Raw genomic sequence first — 16,076 nt, 5'->3', positions numbered from 1 at the left:
ATAAAATAAGTAAACTTTCGTACACTAATTAAGAATTTATAACAGAAAGCAAGGGATCAGATTTTGTATAGAGCAGCTATTCCAAACTTATTTACGCTCGGAAATTTATATAGCGGATTCTTGTCAATCGGCTATGCATCTTTAGGATATTATAAATCAGCTGCTATTTTAGTACTTATCGGGATGATGTTAGATAGTCTTGATGGTCGTGTTGCTCGTTTATTACGCGTTGATTCACAAATGGGAAAAGAGCTTGATTCACTCGCAGATGTTGTAACATTTGGTGCAGCACCTGCTGTTTTAATGTATTACACATCTTTTTCCAACTACGGAATCATTGGACTATACATAGCGGGATTATTCCCACTGTTCGGAGCATATCGCTTAGCACGATTTAATGTAACACCATCTTCTACTTCTATGAAATATTTCACTGGAGTTCCGATTACTGCAGCAGGAGGGCTTGTCGCTTTCCTAACATTATTTTCAAATACCATTCCAAAAATCGTTCTTATTACAGTATTTGTAACGTTCGCATTTTTAATGGTGAGCCGAATTCGCATCCCAAGTTTAAAAGATGTACCAATTCCACGATATAGCATAATTATTACACTATTTTTAGTTGGAAGTATTATCACAATGTACCAAACAGGTTTTGGTAATTTTTCGGTTTTCTTATTCATTGCCATTCCACTATATATTTTGTATATGCTATCTCAATTCCTTAGACAAAGACCTTCTAAAAAAGCAAATAAAGAAAAATAAAAGAAACCTTCCGAAAGTGAACTGTACCCCGAATCATGGACACTTAAAAAAAGCCCCATGATTCGGGGTTTTTGTGTATTTTTATCAAAAAACCTCGTTATAATGGAACCAACGATAGAAATGAGGTACGGAGAATGAGTAAAATTATTTTTAACGAAATTCAAATGAAACAGCTAGAAAAAAATAAAAATGTATTAAAAGCGTCGGACCGTTCGATTAGCTATTGTTCAGATTTCAAAGTAAGAGCGGTAAAAGAAAATCAACAAGGAAAAGGTCCTAGCCAAATCTTTTTAGAGAATGGGTTTGACTTAGCTGTGATCGGTGAGAAGAAACCAAAACAATGCTTGAAACGTTGGCGAAGAACCTTTGAACAATTTGGTGAGGAAGGCTTTTATACAGAACGCCGTGGGAAAGGAAGCACGGGACGCCCTTCGGAAAAACCCCTCTCTTCTGATGAAAAATTAAAGAAAGCGGAAGCACGTATTGCGTTTTTAGAAGCGGAATTGACATTCCTAAAAAAGTTAGACGAACTCGAAAGGCAGGCGTTACAGAAGAAGCGTTAACACCACGAGAAACATACACACTGATTGAACAAACCATACGTCGATTCCAATTCCCACGTATGGTGCGTTACCTTTGCACACTGACTGGGGTAAGTCGGAGTGGATACTATGCGTGGCTTCATCAGACAGATAAACAGCTGGAAAAAGAACGCAATGATGAAACAGATTATGAATGGATCCAAGAAATTTTTAATCGAAAAGGGAAAACATGTGGTGGTCGTTCTATCAAAATGGTGTTGGAAAAGACAAAAGGAATTTGTATGAATCTCAAGCGTATTTACCGTATTATGCGTAAATATAACCTTGTGACAAAGATTCGCCGAGCGAATCCTTATAAACACATCGCAAAAGCGACACAAGAACATAAAACATGTCCGAACCTTTTAAAACGCCAATTCAATCAAGAAGAGCCTGAAAAAAGTATGTTAACGGATATTACCTATTTATTTTATGGAAAAGGAAAGAAGGCTTATTTATCATGTGTAAAAGACAGCGCAACACGAGAGATTTTAGCCTATCATGTCTCTTCCTCTTTACGAATGGATATCGTCTATCAAACATTAGATAACTTGAAAGAGAGATTAGGAGAAGTCATTCATCCTGAAGCGCTTCTACATTCAGACCAAGGTATTCATTATACACACCCTGAATTTCAGAAACGTGTAAGAGAAATGGGGATCAGACAATCTATGTCCCGTAGGGGCAATTGTTTAGACAATGCACCAATGGAATCCTTTTTTGGTCATATGAAAGATGAATTAGATTATAAAGATTGTCAAACCTTTGAATCCCTTGAGCTCAACATAAAGGATTATATGGAGGAGTATAATTATAATCGTTATCAGTGGACATTAAAAAAGATGGCTCCGATCGAATATCGGAATCACCTTTTAAGTGCTTGATTTTTCAGGGCTTTTTTATTAAACTGTCCATTTTATAGGGTACAGTTCAAATTGGAAGGTTTCTTTTTATTTTGTAACCAATACTTTTTGATTTACAGGTGTTACAGGTTCTTCACCGTTTAATACAGCTAAAATATTTCTTACTGCCATTTCAGCCATCGCATCACGCGTTTCAAACGTTGCATTCCCTACGTGAGGCGCAAGTACCACATTCTTTAATCCTTTTAGCTCTTCTGTAATTTTCGGTTCAAATTCAAATACATCAAGAGCTGCACCTTCAATTTCATTCGTTTTTAGTGCATGAGCAAGTGCAAATTCATGCATAATTGGTCCACGTGAAGCATTTATAATATATGCTGTTTTCTTCATCATTTTAAACTGTTCTTCATCAATCATATGATGTAATTTCGGATTATAAGCACAGTTAATTGTAATAAAGTCCGCTGTTTGTAATAATTCTTCCAATGTTACATATGTTGCTCCCAGTTCACTTTCAGCTTCAGGCTTACGATTTGGCCCTGTATATAAAATATCCATTCCAAATGCTTTCGCACGCTTTGCAACTGCCTTCCCTATTTCTCCAAGGCCAATAATTCCAATTGTCTTACCGTGCACTTCGCGGCCCAAGAAAAATAATGGTGCCCAGCCGTTAAATCCAGTTGTACGACATAACGTATCCCCTTCAGGAATTCTACGTGCCGCTGCTAAAAGAAGTGCAAATGTTAATTCTGCTGTCGCTTCAGTTGATACTTTCGGTGTATTCGATACTGCAATTCCTTTTTCTCCTGCATACGTAAAATCAATATTGTCGTAACCAGCACCGTAGTTTGCAACAATCTTTAAATGAGGTGCTGCATCAATAACTTCTTTCGGCACCTTTGTAGAAAGTAAACTTAACAATGCATCTTTATCTTTTACACGCTCTGTTAATTCATCTAAAGAAATTAACTCCTCTTTATCGTACATTTCTACATCATGATCTTTTAATAGTTCTAATCCGATTTCTGGAATTTTCCCTGCAACTAATATTTTCGCCACTACTAACACCTCTTCTATACAAAATAAGATATCTCTTATATTTCATTGTAAGAAATCCACATGTAAAAACCAAGGAATTTGATTATAGTTTTGAAAATCGACACTTTTTTACCCATAAGAAAAGAGGAGATTCATCTCTCCCCTCTTCTTACGCTTTCTCTTGCGATTCTTGCCCAAGCTTTGCATCTATTGTTCCTTCTGCAACTGTATCACTAATTTGTTCCTGGATAACTGAGTTAGCTGTATTATTCGTTTCAGAAGTATAAGCTTGATCTGCCGCTTGTACGTTTTGTTTATTTTGTTGTTTCGCCATTTTCCACCCTCCTTTTCATTCTTTCTTATTTTGAACAAAAAGGGTCGTTTTCATCAAAAAATCGTGTTTTATTTTGAAATTGTTACTTCTTCTTCAAGCAATCTCATCGTTCTTACTCGTTTCGTAAATGTAGCTATGTGAGAAATATCATGATTGCGTAATGTCTTTATATTCTCTTCCACATACTTTCCTAAATCATTCGGATAATGAGCATCTGAGGATAGAGTAATCGGAACTCCATACTTAGCTAATACTTGCAAATAAAGCGGACTTGGACACATTTCGCGCACAGGATAGCGATAGTACAATCCCGCATTTATTTCTGTTGCGGTATTTGTTTCCACTAACGCACGCGCAATTTCCTTATAATAAGAAAGCTGTTCATTCTCATCTAATCGGTAATTAAATACTTTTATGTTATCAAGATGAGCTATTATATCAAAGAGCTCAGAACGAACAGCACTTTCAACTGTAGCGAAAAACGTATGATATAAAGTATGTAACTCATGCGTATCAAAATACTCTTTCGTATCTGGATTATCAAATCCCCATCCATCTATAAAATGGACCGAACCGATTACATAATCAAAGTCTCCTAGTGCTAGCAAACCTTTTAACTCTTGTTCCCCGCCGATAAAATAATCTGCTTCAATTCCAAGCTTAAGCGTTATCCCCCGTTTACTCCATCGCTCTTTTGCATCTTCAATCGCCTTTGTAAATTCAGAAATAGACGTTACTCTTACTTGATCTAACCATTCCTTCTGTAAACGACCAAGCTTTGAATGACTAATATCTACATATTTCTCATAATATCCTTGCGCCTCACGAAAACGATATAAATGATCAACAATACCAACTTCTTTTATACCTTTTCGTAAAGCTTCTTCTAAATATAAATCAATCCATTTTGCTGTAAACGGCCCTTCCTTCACACGTTTTTGCAAACGTTCTTGCGTTTTTATAAGCCACTCCATAGAATGTTTTTCTTCTTTAAGCGGTTCATAATATTGTAGTGCTTCATTTATTTTAGCAAGCCAACCTATTGAATACGGTCCTTCTTCTAAATGAATATGATAGTCCACTTTCATACATATCCCCCCTATAATGTATCTATTTCTCTTCTGTCCCCTACTCTCGAAAGCTTTCCGTTTCGTTCTTTCACTTCCTTCATAACATCTTCTAATGATATATTTTTTTCGGCTAATAAAACAAAACAGTGATAAAATACATCAACCATTTCTTTCACTAGTTCTTCTTTATCATTATTTTTAGACGCGATAATTACTTCTGTGCACTCCTCACCAATTTTCTTTAAAATTTTATCTTCACCTTTTGAAAATAAATAATTCGTATATGATTCAGAAAGTGGATTTTTCTTTCGTTCTTCAATTGTTTCAAATAATAACTTAAGAATATCTTCCATATGTATCCCCCTATATAATTTTATAGTGAAAACACGTTTTTTCTCCCGTATGGCAAGCAGGCCCTACTTGCTTTACGACAACAACGATTGAATCTTGATCACAGTCTAAATAAAGTGATTGCACATATTGGATATTTCCCGATGTACCTCCTTTATTCCATAACGATTGTCTCGAACGGGAATAAAACCATGTTCTTTTCGTTTCCAGCGTCTTGTCATACGCTTCTTCATTCATATAAGCTAACATTAAAACTTCTTTCGTATCTTCCTCGATAACAACAGCTGGTATCAACCCTTTTGCAAAGTTAGGTTTCATAACCGCACCTCAACGTTTGCTTCTCTTAATTTTCGCTTTACATCCTGTACAGTCGCTTCACCATAATGAAAGATTGATGCTGCTAATGCTGCATCAACTGTTGTCTTTTGAAATACTTCTATAATGTGATCCACATGACCACATCCACCTGATGCGATTACTGGGACAGAGACGCTGTTTGAAATTGCTTCTGTTAAACGAAGATCATATCCGTTTTTCGTTCCATCTGCATCCATACTCGTCAACAAAATTTCTCCTGCTCCGAGCTCAACAACGCGCTTCGCCCATTCGATTGCATCCATCCCTGTATTAAGTCTTCCGCCATTTACGTATACATTCCATTTATCTTCTGCTACTTTTCTAGCATCAATTGCTACGACAATACATTGTGAGCCAAAATGTTCTGCACCTTCCTGGATTAACTTCGGATTTCTCACTGCTGCTGAGTTTATTGAGACTTTATCCGCTCCAGCTCTTAGTAAATTGTACATTCCTCTCACATTTGAAATCCCCCCGCCAACTGTGAGAGGAATGAATACTTTTGAAGCAGTTTTTTCTACAACATCTATAATCGTTTTTCGCCCTTCATGCGTCGCAGTAATATCTAAAAATACGATTTCATCTGCTCCCGCATCATTATATAATGCGGCTATTTCAACAGGATCACCGACGTCTTGTAACCCTATAAAATTTACACCCTTTACGACCCGCCCATCTTTCACATCTAGACATGGAATAATTCGTTTCGCTAACATAGTTTTGTTACCTCTAACACTTCTTCTAAATCAATCGTTTTCTCGTAAAGTGCCTTTCCAATTATGACGCCATATATATTCATATCATTTAATCTTTTCACTTCTTGAATAGATGCGACACCTCCAGATGCAATCACACGAATACCCACGCTTTTTTGCAGTAACTCCAATTGCTCAAAACTTGGTCCTGCAAGTGTCCCATCTTTTGAAATGTCCGTAAACACAATCGTTTGAACACCTAAACTTTCCATTTGCTTCGCTAAATCGATGTACGAAATTTCAGACACATCTAACCAGCCCCTTGTTGCTACGAAACCATTTTTCGCATCAATTCCAACTATGATTTTCTCCTTATATAGACGAACCGCTTCTTCTAAAAATGATTTATCGTAAAGGGCAGCCGTTCCTAATATCACTTTTTCTACACCTACTGACAACAACTTCTCCACTGCCGCGAGTGACCGAACTCCTCCTCCAACTTGCACCGGAATACGTACCGCCTTGCATATTTTTTCAATGACAGGTAAATTTACTGACTCCCCAGCAATTGCTCCATCTAAATCAACAACATGTAGTATTTTCGCTCCAATTTTTTCAAATACTGTTGCTTGTGCGACTGGGTCTTCATTCATCACCGTTTCTTTACTAAACTCTCCTTGATACAGCCTTACGCATCGTCCTTCTTTTACATCGATAGCTGGGAAGATTTCCATGCTTCTACCACTCCTTTGAAATTTTTTAACATTTGCATTCCAATTTCACCACTTTTTTCAGGATGAAACTGTGTGCCAAATATATTTCCTTTTGCTACAAAACCAGGTACTTGCACTCCATACTCACTTGCCCCATACACAATTTCATTTGGACAATCTGCATAATAAGAGTGGACATAATATACGAAAGAACCGTCCTCTACTCCATTCCAAAGCGGTATTTCTCCATCTTTCTTCAACTCATTCCACCCAATATGTGGAATTTTATAAGGAACTTTTAACTTTCTAATGACACCTGGCAATAAATTTAATCCGTTACAGTCTTGTAGTTCCTCACTTTTTTCAAATAAAAGCTGCATTCCTAAGCAAATACCTAGAAGTGGTTTTCCTGAACTTCCAACTTCTTTTAGCACACATACTAAATCTTTTTCTTCTAAAATGTCCATCGCCTTCGGAAATGCACCTACTCCCGGTAAAATAACGCCATCACTTCTCAATATTTCTTCTTTGTCATCCGTTACGATGTACTCTGCTCTAATATATTTTAATGCTTGTTCCACACTGCGAATATTCCCCATTCCATAATCTATAATAGTAATCAATTACAACATCCCTTTCGTTGAATTTACACCAGTAATGTTGGCATTTTTATCGACTGCCTCTCTAAGCGCTCGACCAAATGCTTTAAATAGAGCTTCAATTTTGTGATGTGTATTGCTTCCGTATAAAATGCGAGCATGTAACGTAATATTTGCAGCATGGGCAACTGCTCTAAAAAATTCTTCCGTTAATTCTGTGTCAAAATCTCCTAGCTTCGGATTTGTTAATTCACCTTGAAATACAATATATGAGCGCCCGCTTATATCAATCGCGACAAATCCTAAAGATTCATCCATCGGTACATACGCTGAGCCGTAACGATTAATCCCTTCTTTATTTTGCAATGCTTCTTGCAAGCAAGTTCCAAGTACAATGCCAACATCTTCAACCGTATGATGCGCATCGACGAATACATCACCTTCAGCTTCAACTTGCAAACCGAATCTTCCATGCCTAGCAAATAAAGTTAGCATATGATCAAAAAAACCAACTCCCGTTTGCACAGAAACATTCGTACTTTCATCGAGCTGCAAACTTAATTTAATCTTTGTTTCAGTCGTCTCACGTGCTTGACTAGATTGGCGCATTATTCTTCCTCCTTAAACCTAATTTGGATTGCTCTTGCGTGTGCATGTAAGCCTTCTTTATTTGCAAGTTCTACAATATGATGCTGTACACTTCTTAACGCTTCTTCCGTATAAGAAACGAAGCTTGATTTTTTCACAAAATCATCGACGGATAACGGAGAGAAAAACCTTGCCGTTCCACTTGTCGGTAATACGTGATTCGGCCCCGCCAAATAATCTCCAAGCGGTTCAGGTGCATATGGACCAAGAAAAATTGATCCAGCATGCTTTACATAAGCTAGAGCATTCATTGGCTCTTTTATGTGTAACTCTAAATGTTCTGGAGCGATTTCATTTGATAAATGAAACGCATCTTCTAAAGAAGGGACAATAAAAATTGATCCATTTCTTTTTATTGACTCACGAGCTATTTCACTTCTTGGTAACGTCTCTAGCTGTCTTTCTATTTCTCTTTCTACTTCTTTAGCAAGCTGTACATTCGTTGTAATACAAATAGCAGTCGCTCTTTCATCATGCTCTGCTTGTGATAATAAATCAGCAGCAATATATTCGGCATTTCCTGTTTCATCTGCGATAACTACAATTTCTGATGGTCCAGCAATCATATCGATATTGACTATCCCATATACTTCTCGCTTCGCTAGAGCAACATATAAATTTCCAGGTCCAACTATTTTATCTACTTTAGGAATCGATTCCGTTCCATATGCTAGAGCAGCAATTGCTTGAGCACCACCGGCCATATAAATTTCATCTACACCTGCAAGACTTGCAGCAGCTAAAATATGCGGATCAATTCCTCCTTGCCTCGGCGGTGTTACCATTACAATTTTTTTCACTCCTGCGAGTTTTGCTGGCAATACATTCATTAATACTGATGAAGGATACGAAGCTGTCCCGCCCGGCACATATACACCTACATTTTCTAACGGCCGAATGAGCTGTCCTCTAATTACCCCTTCACTCACGCAATCGAACATAGATTGTCTTGTTTGCTTTTCGTGATACGAGACAATGTTTTTCTTTGCCTCTTCTAACGCTTCTAAAAAAGCTTGTTCTACAAACTTACTTGCTTGTTTTATTTCTTCTGCACTTACACGAAAATCTTTTATCTCTACACCATCAAACTTTTTTGTATAGAACGATACAGCTTTATCTTTACTCTCCCTTACGTTTTGAACAATTTCGCTTACACTTCTTTGAACAGTTTCTTCTATAAAATTAGCGCTTTCTCGTAGCAATTTTATTTTCGATAAAGCCTCTTGGAAATCTTCACAAACTATCTCCATTGAAAGTCCCCCTATTTCCCTGACAAAATTTCTTGTTCCATCATATTTATAATACCGAATATTTCGTCTTTTTTAGTTTTCAATGCAGCCTTATTCACAATCATTCGAGCTGATATAGAGCACATTTCCTCAAATACAATTAACCCGTTTTCTTGTAATGTTTTTCCTGTTTCAACAATATCAACAATTGCATCTGCCAAACCTAGAAGTGGAGCAATCTCTACAGATCCTTCTATTTTAATAATTTCTACATCCTCCCCTTTATCATGAAAATATGTAGAAGTAATGTGCGGATATTTCGTAGCAATTCGTTTTTTCCGATAACTCTTCGGATTATACGTAGGAATAGAAGCGACACAAAATTTACACACGCCTACTCCTAAATCCACCATCTCATATATATCTTTCTCAAATTCCATTAATATATCTTTTCCAACGACTCCAATATCAGCTACGCCATGTTCTACATAAGTAGCAACATCTACCGCTTTCACTAAAATAAATGAAATGTTTGTGTTTTTACTTTTAAACACAAGTTTTCTTCCTTTATCTTTGAGCTCCGAACAATCAATTCCAATTTTCTCAAACAGTGGAATAACATGCTTTTCTAATCTTCCTTTCGTTAACGCAATTTGAATGTTACGCATGAAGCCTCTCCTTCTTTCTGGATGATCCATTTCTCTCTCCATACATATTCCACTAGTGATTCACTCTTCGCCTCAACGACTGTCATTATTTTATTCTTGTTTGCAAATTGAAAAGTATCGTTTAAATTAGAGAATAAAGATAACTGGGCATTCTTCCCGTCCTTTTGAAGTAAATTTCGTAACCTTTCCGCTTCTGCTAATCTATTTAACTCATAATGAATCATAATATCTATTCTCTTTCGTTTATATGGTTCTTGCTGCTCTTGAAGTGCCTTAACTATTTGATTTACTTGCACCGCGAGCCCAACCGCTGGCATCATCTCTCCAAAATTTCCAATTAATTCATCATACCTTCCGCCACTAACAATCTCTTCTCCAATTTCATATATATACCCTTTGAAAATAACACCCGTATAATAATCCAAATGTTGAACCATACCTAAATCAATTGATATGTAAGGGCCATATCCTAACTGTTCAATTGTTTCATATATTTCTTTCACTCTTGCAATGGCCATTTTCATTTCATTACTTGAGGCGAGTTTTTCTGCTTCCTCAATAACATCTAAACTCCCGAATAACCTTGGTAGTTTCTCCAGTAATCTTACTGTTTCATCACACCGATCTAATTTTTTTTCTTCGATAAAATTTGAGAGACCGGCATAATTTTTACTCTCAATATATGTTCTAAGTAACTTCTCTTCTTCATCATGAATGGAGAGTTTTTTTACAATACATTTATATAACTGCACTTGCCCAATCTCAATTGTAAAAGATTGTACCTTCAATTTTTGAAGTGCTTGAATTACGCTTATGACACACTCAATTTCCGCTCTTACATTATCAATCCCGATAATTTCAATACCACTTTGTACCATTTCATTATATTTTCCAGAAAGCGACTCATTTGCCCGAAATACATTTCCACTATATGTCACTTTAAGAGGAGTGTCCCATCTCTGCGTTCCTATTACTCTTGCTAAAGGAATTGTCATATCTGGGCGTAAAACGATAATCCGCCCTTTTTCATCAAAAAATTTATACATCTTTTCTTCATCTATTGGCCTATTTTGAAATGCAAAAACATCGTAAAATTCAATTGTAGGTGTCCTTATTTCTTCATAACCTCTGCCTAAAAAGGTCCGTCTTAATTTTTGTTCCACTTCTTCAATTAACGTACATTCTTCGCATAAGTAATCCCTCGTTCCATTCGGATTTGCACGCTTCCACTTTGCCATCTCATTTCACACACCTTTCCCTCTCTAATGTATGCTCATTCCATTCACCTAAACCGAAAATAAAAAGAGCCTTGTAGAAAAAATACCTACAAGGCTCTTTAGTAGAGTGTAGGTACAACGGGAATAACCCTTGTGCCTACACGTTTTCACGTTAGGTTCAAGGGTTTCATGTATGATGATGTAGTTGTGTAAGCATTTTAATAGATTGCACGATATTCATAATACTTACTCCCTTTCTCCTCTGATTTTCACATAGTATATAACAGTTAATTCTGAATGTAAATAGATTTTTTAATATTCCGTTATTTATTAATATAAGGCTATCTCTCTTTCATACTCTCCAATTTCTCGTTCGTATTGCATCGTAATGCTAATTTCATCTAGACCATTTAATAATTTCTCTTTCCACATTTTTTCGATTGTAAAATGAAACCTATGCGTATTCGTTGTAATTACCTCATTCTCTAAATATACTTCTATTTGTTCTCTCGCATCCGTTTTAGCAAGTTGTTCACGCATTTCTTTATCCATTACAATCGGTAACATACCATTTTTCATACAATTCATATAAAAAATATCTGCAAATCCCCCGGCGATAATAACGCGGAAACCATAATCAGCAAGCGCCCACGGAGCATGTTCTCTTGATGAACCGCATCCAAAATTATCACCCGTAATTAATATACTTGCTCCTTTTCGTTCTTGCGCATTAAGAGGGAAATTAGGATTTTCATGGCGCTCATTATCGTAACGCCACTCATCAAATAAATATTTTCCAAATCCCGTCCTTTCAATTCTCTTTAAATATTGCTTCGGAATAATTTGATCTGTATCAATGTTATCATTCATAAGTACTGCGGCAGTACCTTTATGAATACGAAATGGCTCCATCATAATTCTCCTTTCTAATATCAACAAAATGACCATATAACGCAGCTGCTGCTGCCATAGCTGGGCTTACTAAATGTGTTCGTGCTCCTTTCCCTTGCCTTCCTTCAAAATTACGATTTGAAGTAGATGCACAATGCTCCCCTTCAGGCACTTGATCCGGATTCATTCCAAGACACATTGAACATCCAGGCTCTCTCCATTCAAATCCCGCTTCTTCAAATATGTGATGTAATCCTTTTTGCATCGCTGCTTCTCTTATCCTTTTAGAACCAGGCACAACGAGGGCTCGCACACCGTCTTTCACTTTTTTCCCTTTTACAACAGATGCTGCAATTTCCAAATCAGATAATCGAGAATTTGTACAAGACCCAATGAAGACATGCTGAACTGGAATTTCAAAAGTACTTTGTCCAGGACTCAATCCCATATACGAATATGCTCTTTCATCATTTTCATCATGTTTTTCTGGTAATTTTTCATCAATTCGAACACCCATACTAGGATTTGTTCCCCAAGTGACATACGGTGCTAAATCCGTAACATTTACCGAAATATGCAAATCATAAATTGCATCTGAATCTGTATAAAGCTGCGACCATTTTCCCGTAAACATTTCATAGTCTTTCGGTGCATATTCACGCCCTTTTACATAAGAAAATGTTTTCTCATCTGGTGCAATGATGCCAGCTTTCGCTCCCCCTTCAATTGCCATATTGCAAAGTGTCATCCTCTCTTCCATTTCCATAGCATGAATCGTCTCACCGTAAAATTCCATTACATATCCAGTTCCAACTGCTACACCGTACTTTGAAAGGAGATGCAAAATAATATCCTTTGCATAAACGCCTTTTGGTAACTTTCCTTTTAATTCAATTCCCATCGCTTTCGGCTTTCGTTGCCACAACGTTTGCGTTGCTAATACATGTTCTACTTCACTCGTACCAATACCAAATGCTAACGCTCCGAAAGCACCGTGGGTGGCTGTATGACTATCACCACAAACAATCGTTTTCCCTGGCTGCGTGAGCCCAAGTTCTGGTCCTATAACGTGAACGATTCCTTGCTCTTCATCACCAATATCAGCTAATGACACCTGAAATTGTTTACAGTTCTCACGAAGTGTATCCAATTGCTGCTTCGCAATACGATCGGTAATATTCCAAACATCTATCGTCGGAATATTATGATCCATCGTTGCAAACGTTAATTCCGGTCTGCGGACAGTTCGATTTGCCAGCCGCAAGCCTTCAAAGGCTTGCGGTGACGTTACTTCATGAACGAGATGAAGATCGATATATAATAAATCCAATCCATTTTCATTCGTTGCAACTACATGTCTCTCCCAAAGCTTATCTAGTAATCTTTTGCCCATTATCGTCCTCTCCCTACTAGCGCTTGCTCTTCCATTTCTTGAATAACCGCCTTCGTAAATGAAGTTGTCGTCTCATCTCCCCCAATATCAGCTGTACATTTTCCAGATTTAAGAACTGCAGATATCGCGGATTCAATTGCATACCCTTCTCTCGTTAATCCAAATGATTGTCCGAGCATCATCGCAACTGAACGCATCATCGCAATTGGATTCGCTTTATTTTTCCCTGCAATATCTGGTGCTGATCCGTGAATAGGTTCATATAAAGACGGCCCATTTTCCGCATGACTCGCTGATGGAAGCATTCCTAATGAACCTGCCAATACAGAGGCCTCGTCACTTAAAATGTCACCAAATAAATTTTCGGTTACAATTACATCAAAACGTCCTGGATTCCGAATTAACTCCATAGCAGCTGCATCTACTAAAATGTGCTCTAATTCAACATCAGGATAACGAAGAGCTACTTCTTCCGTAACAGCTCTCCACAGTTTACTAGATTCTAAAACATTCGCTTTATCAATAGACGTTACTTTTTTCTCTCTCTTACTCGCTAATTGAAAAGCATACGACACGATACGTTCAATTTCATGACGATGGTACGTAAGTGTATCAGTTGCCGATTCTTCCGTTCTTTCTTTTGGATAAGAGAAATAAATACCACCTGTTAGTTCACGAACGACAACGAAGTCAATTTCATCTGCGTTTTTTAATGGCGATAAATGTGCAGTTGCGCTTTCTACTGTTACAGGGCGAACATTTGCAAATACACCAAGTCCTTTTCTTAAAGCTAATAATCCTTTCTCTGGCCTTTCTTTCGCATCATCCCACCGAGGTCCACCAACCGCTCCAAGTAAAACCGCATCACTCGCTAAACAAGCGGCAAGTGTTCGCTGTGGTAATGGTTGCCCAGTTAAATCGATAGCAGCTCCGCCAAAGTACTCATCTTGTAAATGAAAATGATGTCCATATAACCTCTCTACCATATGCAATACTTCCTTCGCGCTTTCCATAACTTCCGGACCAACACCATCACCCGCTAAACAAACGATACGTTTTTCCAATTAAAACACTCCTTTTTTATCTGAATTTTCAGAAATATATTTTGATAAGTAAGGGACGAGTCCCTCACTTATCAAACAGTTACTTCACAAGAGTAATAAAAGATTTTAATTTTCCCGCCGCATGAACGTACGCTCTCGCCGATGCTTCTAATACGTCTTGCGCAACACCAAAACCTGATACTTGATGAGTTCCTTCTTTTAATTCAACATGAACATGTGCAAGTGCATCTTGACCTTGCGTTATAGATTGTATGCGATAATCCGCTAAGTCACATTCTAATCCTAAAATTCTTTGAATTGCATTATAGATTGCTTCAATACTTCCAGAACCAGTTGCTGCATCTTCGTACATATTCCCTTCCTCATCTTTTAGTACAACCGTTGCACACTGTGTACTATTTGATACGAAGTGTACTTGCAATTGCGTAATGCTATATTGTTGTGCCGAAAATGCTGCTTCACCAAGCATAAGCGCACGTAAATCTTCTTCTGTAATTTCCTTTTTTCGATCAGCTAATTTTTTAAATGCTGCAAACACCGCATCTCGTTCTTCGTTTGTAAATTCGTAGCCTAATTCTTTCATTTTTTCCGTAAATGCGTGACGTCCAGAATGTTTTCCAAGTACAAATAGATTTTGAGATTCACCTATAAGCGCCGGTTCAATAATTTCATATGTCGTCACTTCTTTTAAAACACCATCTTGATGAATACCTGATTCATGAGCGAACGCATTTGCTCCAACAATCGCTTTATTTTTCGGTACAACCATACCTGTTAAACGACTTACTAATGTACTTGTCGCTTTAATTTCTTTTAACGTCATAGAGGACTCTGCTTCATAGAAATCTTTTCTAATATGGAGAGCAACTGCGACCTCTTCTAAGGCTGCATTTCCTGCTCTTTCTCCAATTCCATTAATCGTTCCTTCTACTTGTAACGCTCCGCCTTCAACTGCAGCTAACGAGTTCGCTACTGCCATCCCAAGATCATCGTGACAATGACAAGAGAAAATTGCTTTTTCATACGAAGGAACGGATTCTTTTAAGTATTTAAAAAGAGAATAATATTCTTCTGGATTCGTATATCCAACTGTATCAGGAATATTGATTACATTCGCTCCTGCACGAATCGCTACTTCTACTACTTCAGCTAAAAATGCTCTCGATGTTCTTGTCGCATCTTCTGCTGAAAATTGCACTGTTGGAAATAATGATTTTCCAAGTGTAACCGAGCGATGAATACTATCTAATACATCTTCTTTCGACATACACAGCTTGTATTTCATATGAATATCACTCGTAGCTAAAAATACGTGTAATCGAGGAGAAACAGCACCTTTCACTGCGTCATATGCTCTTCGAATATCGCTTTCCTTTGCTCTAGCTAAACTCATAACAGTAGCATTTTGAATGGTATTTGCGATACGTTTTACCGATTGAAAATCACCTTCAGAAGCCGCTGCGAATCCAGCTTCCATTACATTAATACCAAGTCTCTCTAGTTGCCTCGCAATTTGTAATTTCTCTTGTTCATTTAAATTAACTCCTGGTGATTGTTCGCCATCACGAAGCGTCGTATCCATGAACAAAATCTGCTTCAT

General features: G+C 37.4%; 18 protein-coding genes. 2 read left to right on the top strand and 16 right to left on the bottom strand.

Annotated elements, in window-relative coordinates:
- Positions 1-63 precede the first annotated feature (63 nt).
- Together pssA and MHI07_RS06965 are read left to right on the top strand one after the other, a co-directional pair.
- On the top strand, positions 64-765 hold the full coding sequence (gene pssA, locus MHI07_RS06970) for a CDP-diacylglycerol--serine O-phosphatidyltransferase (RefSeq protein ID WP_002158661.1): 702 nt from the start codon (positions 64-66) through the stop codon (positions 763-765).
- Between the two features lie 134 nt (positions 766-899).
- Positions 900-2,230 (top strand): IS3 family transposase gene (locus tag MHI07_RS06965; RefSeq protein WP_340822743.1). Its coding sequence is split into 2 segments (ribosomal slippage): positions 900-1,287 and positions 1,287-2,230, totalling 1,332 coding nucleotides; the frame shifts between segments, so codons are not numbered across the junction.
- A 66-nt stretch (positions 2,231-2,296) separates the two neighbouring features.
- Here MHI07_RS06965 and MHI07_RS06960 read toward each other — a convergent pair.
- From MHI07_RS06960 to leuA, 16 genes are all read right to left on the bottom strand, one after another.
- Positions 2,297-3,268: an NAD(P)-dependent oxidoreductase gene (locus tag MHI07_RS06960; RefSeq protein ID WP_340822742.1), complete on the bottom strand. Its 972-nt coding sequence runs from the start codon at positions 3,266-3,268 to the stop codon at positions 2,297-2,299.
- 148 nt (positions 3,269-3,416) lie between these two features.
- Entirely contained in the window at positions 3,417-3,581 is a 165-nt protein-coding gene (locus tag MHI07_RS06955; RefSeq protein WP_340822741.1) for a YozQ family protein, read from the bottom strand.
- 68 nt (positions 3,582-3,649) lie between these two features.
- Positions 3,650-4,669: a histidinol phosphate phosphatase domain-containing protein gene (locus MHI07_RS06950; protein WP_078174444.1), complete on the bottom strand. Its 1,020-nt coding sequence runs from the start codon at positions 4,667-4,669 to the stop codon at positions 3,650-3,652.
- A gap of 11 nt (positions 4,670-4,680) precedes the next feature.
- Positions 4,681-5,004 (bottom strand): phosphoribosyl-ATP diphosphatase, encoded by a 324-nt coding sequence (gene hisE / locus MHI07_RS06945; protein WP_002158665.1) that lies wholly within the window; start codon positions 5,002-5,004, stop codon positions 4,681-4,683.
- Positions 5,005-5,014: 10 nt separating this feature from the next.
- Positions 5,015-5,320 carry a phosphoribosyl-AMP cyclohydrolase gene (gene hisI, locus MHI07_RS06940; RefSeq protein WP_002158666.1) on the bottom strand — a complete coding sequence of 102 codons (306 nt, stop codon included), beginning with the start codon at positions 5,318-5,320 and terminating at the stop codon, positions 5,015-5,017.
- Positions 5,317-6,075, bottom strand: coding sequence for an imidazole glycerol phosphate synthase subunit HisF (gene hisF, locus MHI07_RS06935; protein WP_078174445.1), 759 nt, complete (start codon positions 6,073-6,075; stop codon positions 5,317-5,319). Before hisF ends, hisI begins: the two co-directional genes overlap by 4 nt.
- Positions 6,069-6,788, bottom strand: a complete 720-nt coding sequence (gene hisA / locus MHI07_RS06930) for a 1-(5-phosphoribosyl)-5-[(5-phosphoribosylamino)methylideneamino]imidazole-4-carboxamide isomerase (RefSeq protein WP_340822736.1) — start codon at positions 6,786-6,788, stop codon at positions 6,069-6,071. The genes hisF and hisA overlap by 7 nt, the downstream gene beginning before the upstream one ends.
- Positions 6,761-7,390 (bottom strand): imidazole glycerol phosphate synthase subunit HisH, encoded by a 630-nt coding sequence (gene hisH / locus MHI07_RS06925; protein WP_078179578.1) that lies wholly within the window; start codon positions 7,388-7,390, stop codon positions 6,761-6,763. The genes hisA and hisH overlap by 28 nt, the downstream gene beginning before the upstream one ends.
- Positions 7,391-7,975 carry an imidazoleglycerol-phosphate dehydratase HisB gene (gene hisB / locus MHI07_RS06920; RefSeq protein WP_340822732.1) on the bottom strand — a complete coding sequence of 195 codons (585 nt, stop codon included), beginning with the start codon at positions 7,973-7,975 and terminating at the stop codon, positions 7,391-7,393. It abuts the gene before it with no gap.
- The gene (gene hisD, locus MHI07_RS06915; protein WP_340822730.1) at positions 7,975-9,264 is read right to left on the bottom strand and encodes a histidinol dehydrogenase; all 1,290 of its coding nucleotides are present in this window, start codon (positions 9,262-9,264) and stop codon (positions 7,975-7,977) included. Before hisD ends, hisB begins: the two co-directional genes overlap by 1 nt.
- An 11-nt stretch (positions 9,265-9,275) precedes the next feature.
- Positions 9,276-9,911, bottom strand: a complete 636-nt coding sequence (gene hisG, locus MHI07_RS06910; RefSeq protein ID WP_002158672.1) for an ATP phosphoribosyltransferase — start codon at positions 9,909-9,911, stop codon at positions 9,276-9,278.
- A complete protein-coding gene (locus MHI07_RS06905) occupies positions 9,887-11,149 on the bottom strand; it encodes an ATP phosphoribosyltransferase regulatory subunit (protein ID WP_340822727.1) in 1,263 nt (420 codons plus the stop codon). The genes hisG and MHI07_RS06905 overlap by 25 nt, the downstream gene beginning before the upstream one ends.
- 309 nt (positions 11,150-11,458) lie before the next feature.
- Positions 11,459-12,040, bottom strand: a complete 582-nt coding sequence (gene leuD, locus MHI07_RS06900; RefSeq protein ID WP_340822725.1) for a 3-isopropylmalate dehydratase small subunit — start codon at positions 12,038-12,040, stop codon at positions 11,459-11,461.
- Entirely contained in the window at positions 12,018-13,412 is a 1,395-nt protein-coding gene (leuC, locus tag MHI07_RS06895; RefSeq protein ID WP_340822724.1) for a 3-isopropylmalate dehydratase large subunit, read from the bottom strand. Before leuC ends, leuD begins: the two co-directional genes overlap by 23 nt.
- Complete coding sequence (gene leuB, locus MHI07_RS06890; RefSeq protein ID WP_002158676.1) at positions 13,412-14,476, bottom strand: 3-isopropylmalate dehydrogenase; 1,065 nt, start codon at positions 14,474-14,476, stop codon at positions 13,412-13,414. The genes leuC and leuB overlap by 1 nt, the downstream gene beginning before the upstream one ends.
- 79 nt (positions 14,477-14,555) lie before the next feature.
- The gene (leuA, locus tag MHI07_RS06885) at positions 14,556-16,076 is read right to left on the bottom strand and encodes a 2-isopropylmalate synthase (protein WP_340822721.1); all 1,521 of its coding nucleotides are present in this window, start codon (positions 16,074-16,076) and stop codon (positions 14,556-14,558) included.

Origin of the sequence: Bacillus sp. FSL H8-0545 (assembly GCF_038006105.1) — a bacterium.
Lineage (GTDB): Bacteria > Bacillota > Bacilli > Bacillales > Bacillaceae_G > Bacillus_A > Bacillus_A cereus_U.
This window is presented reverse-complemented; position numbering and strand designations above follow the sequence as displayed.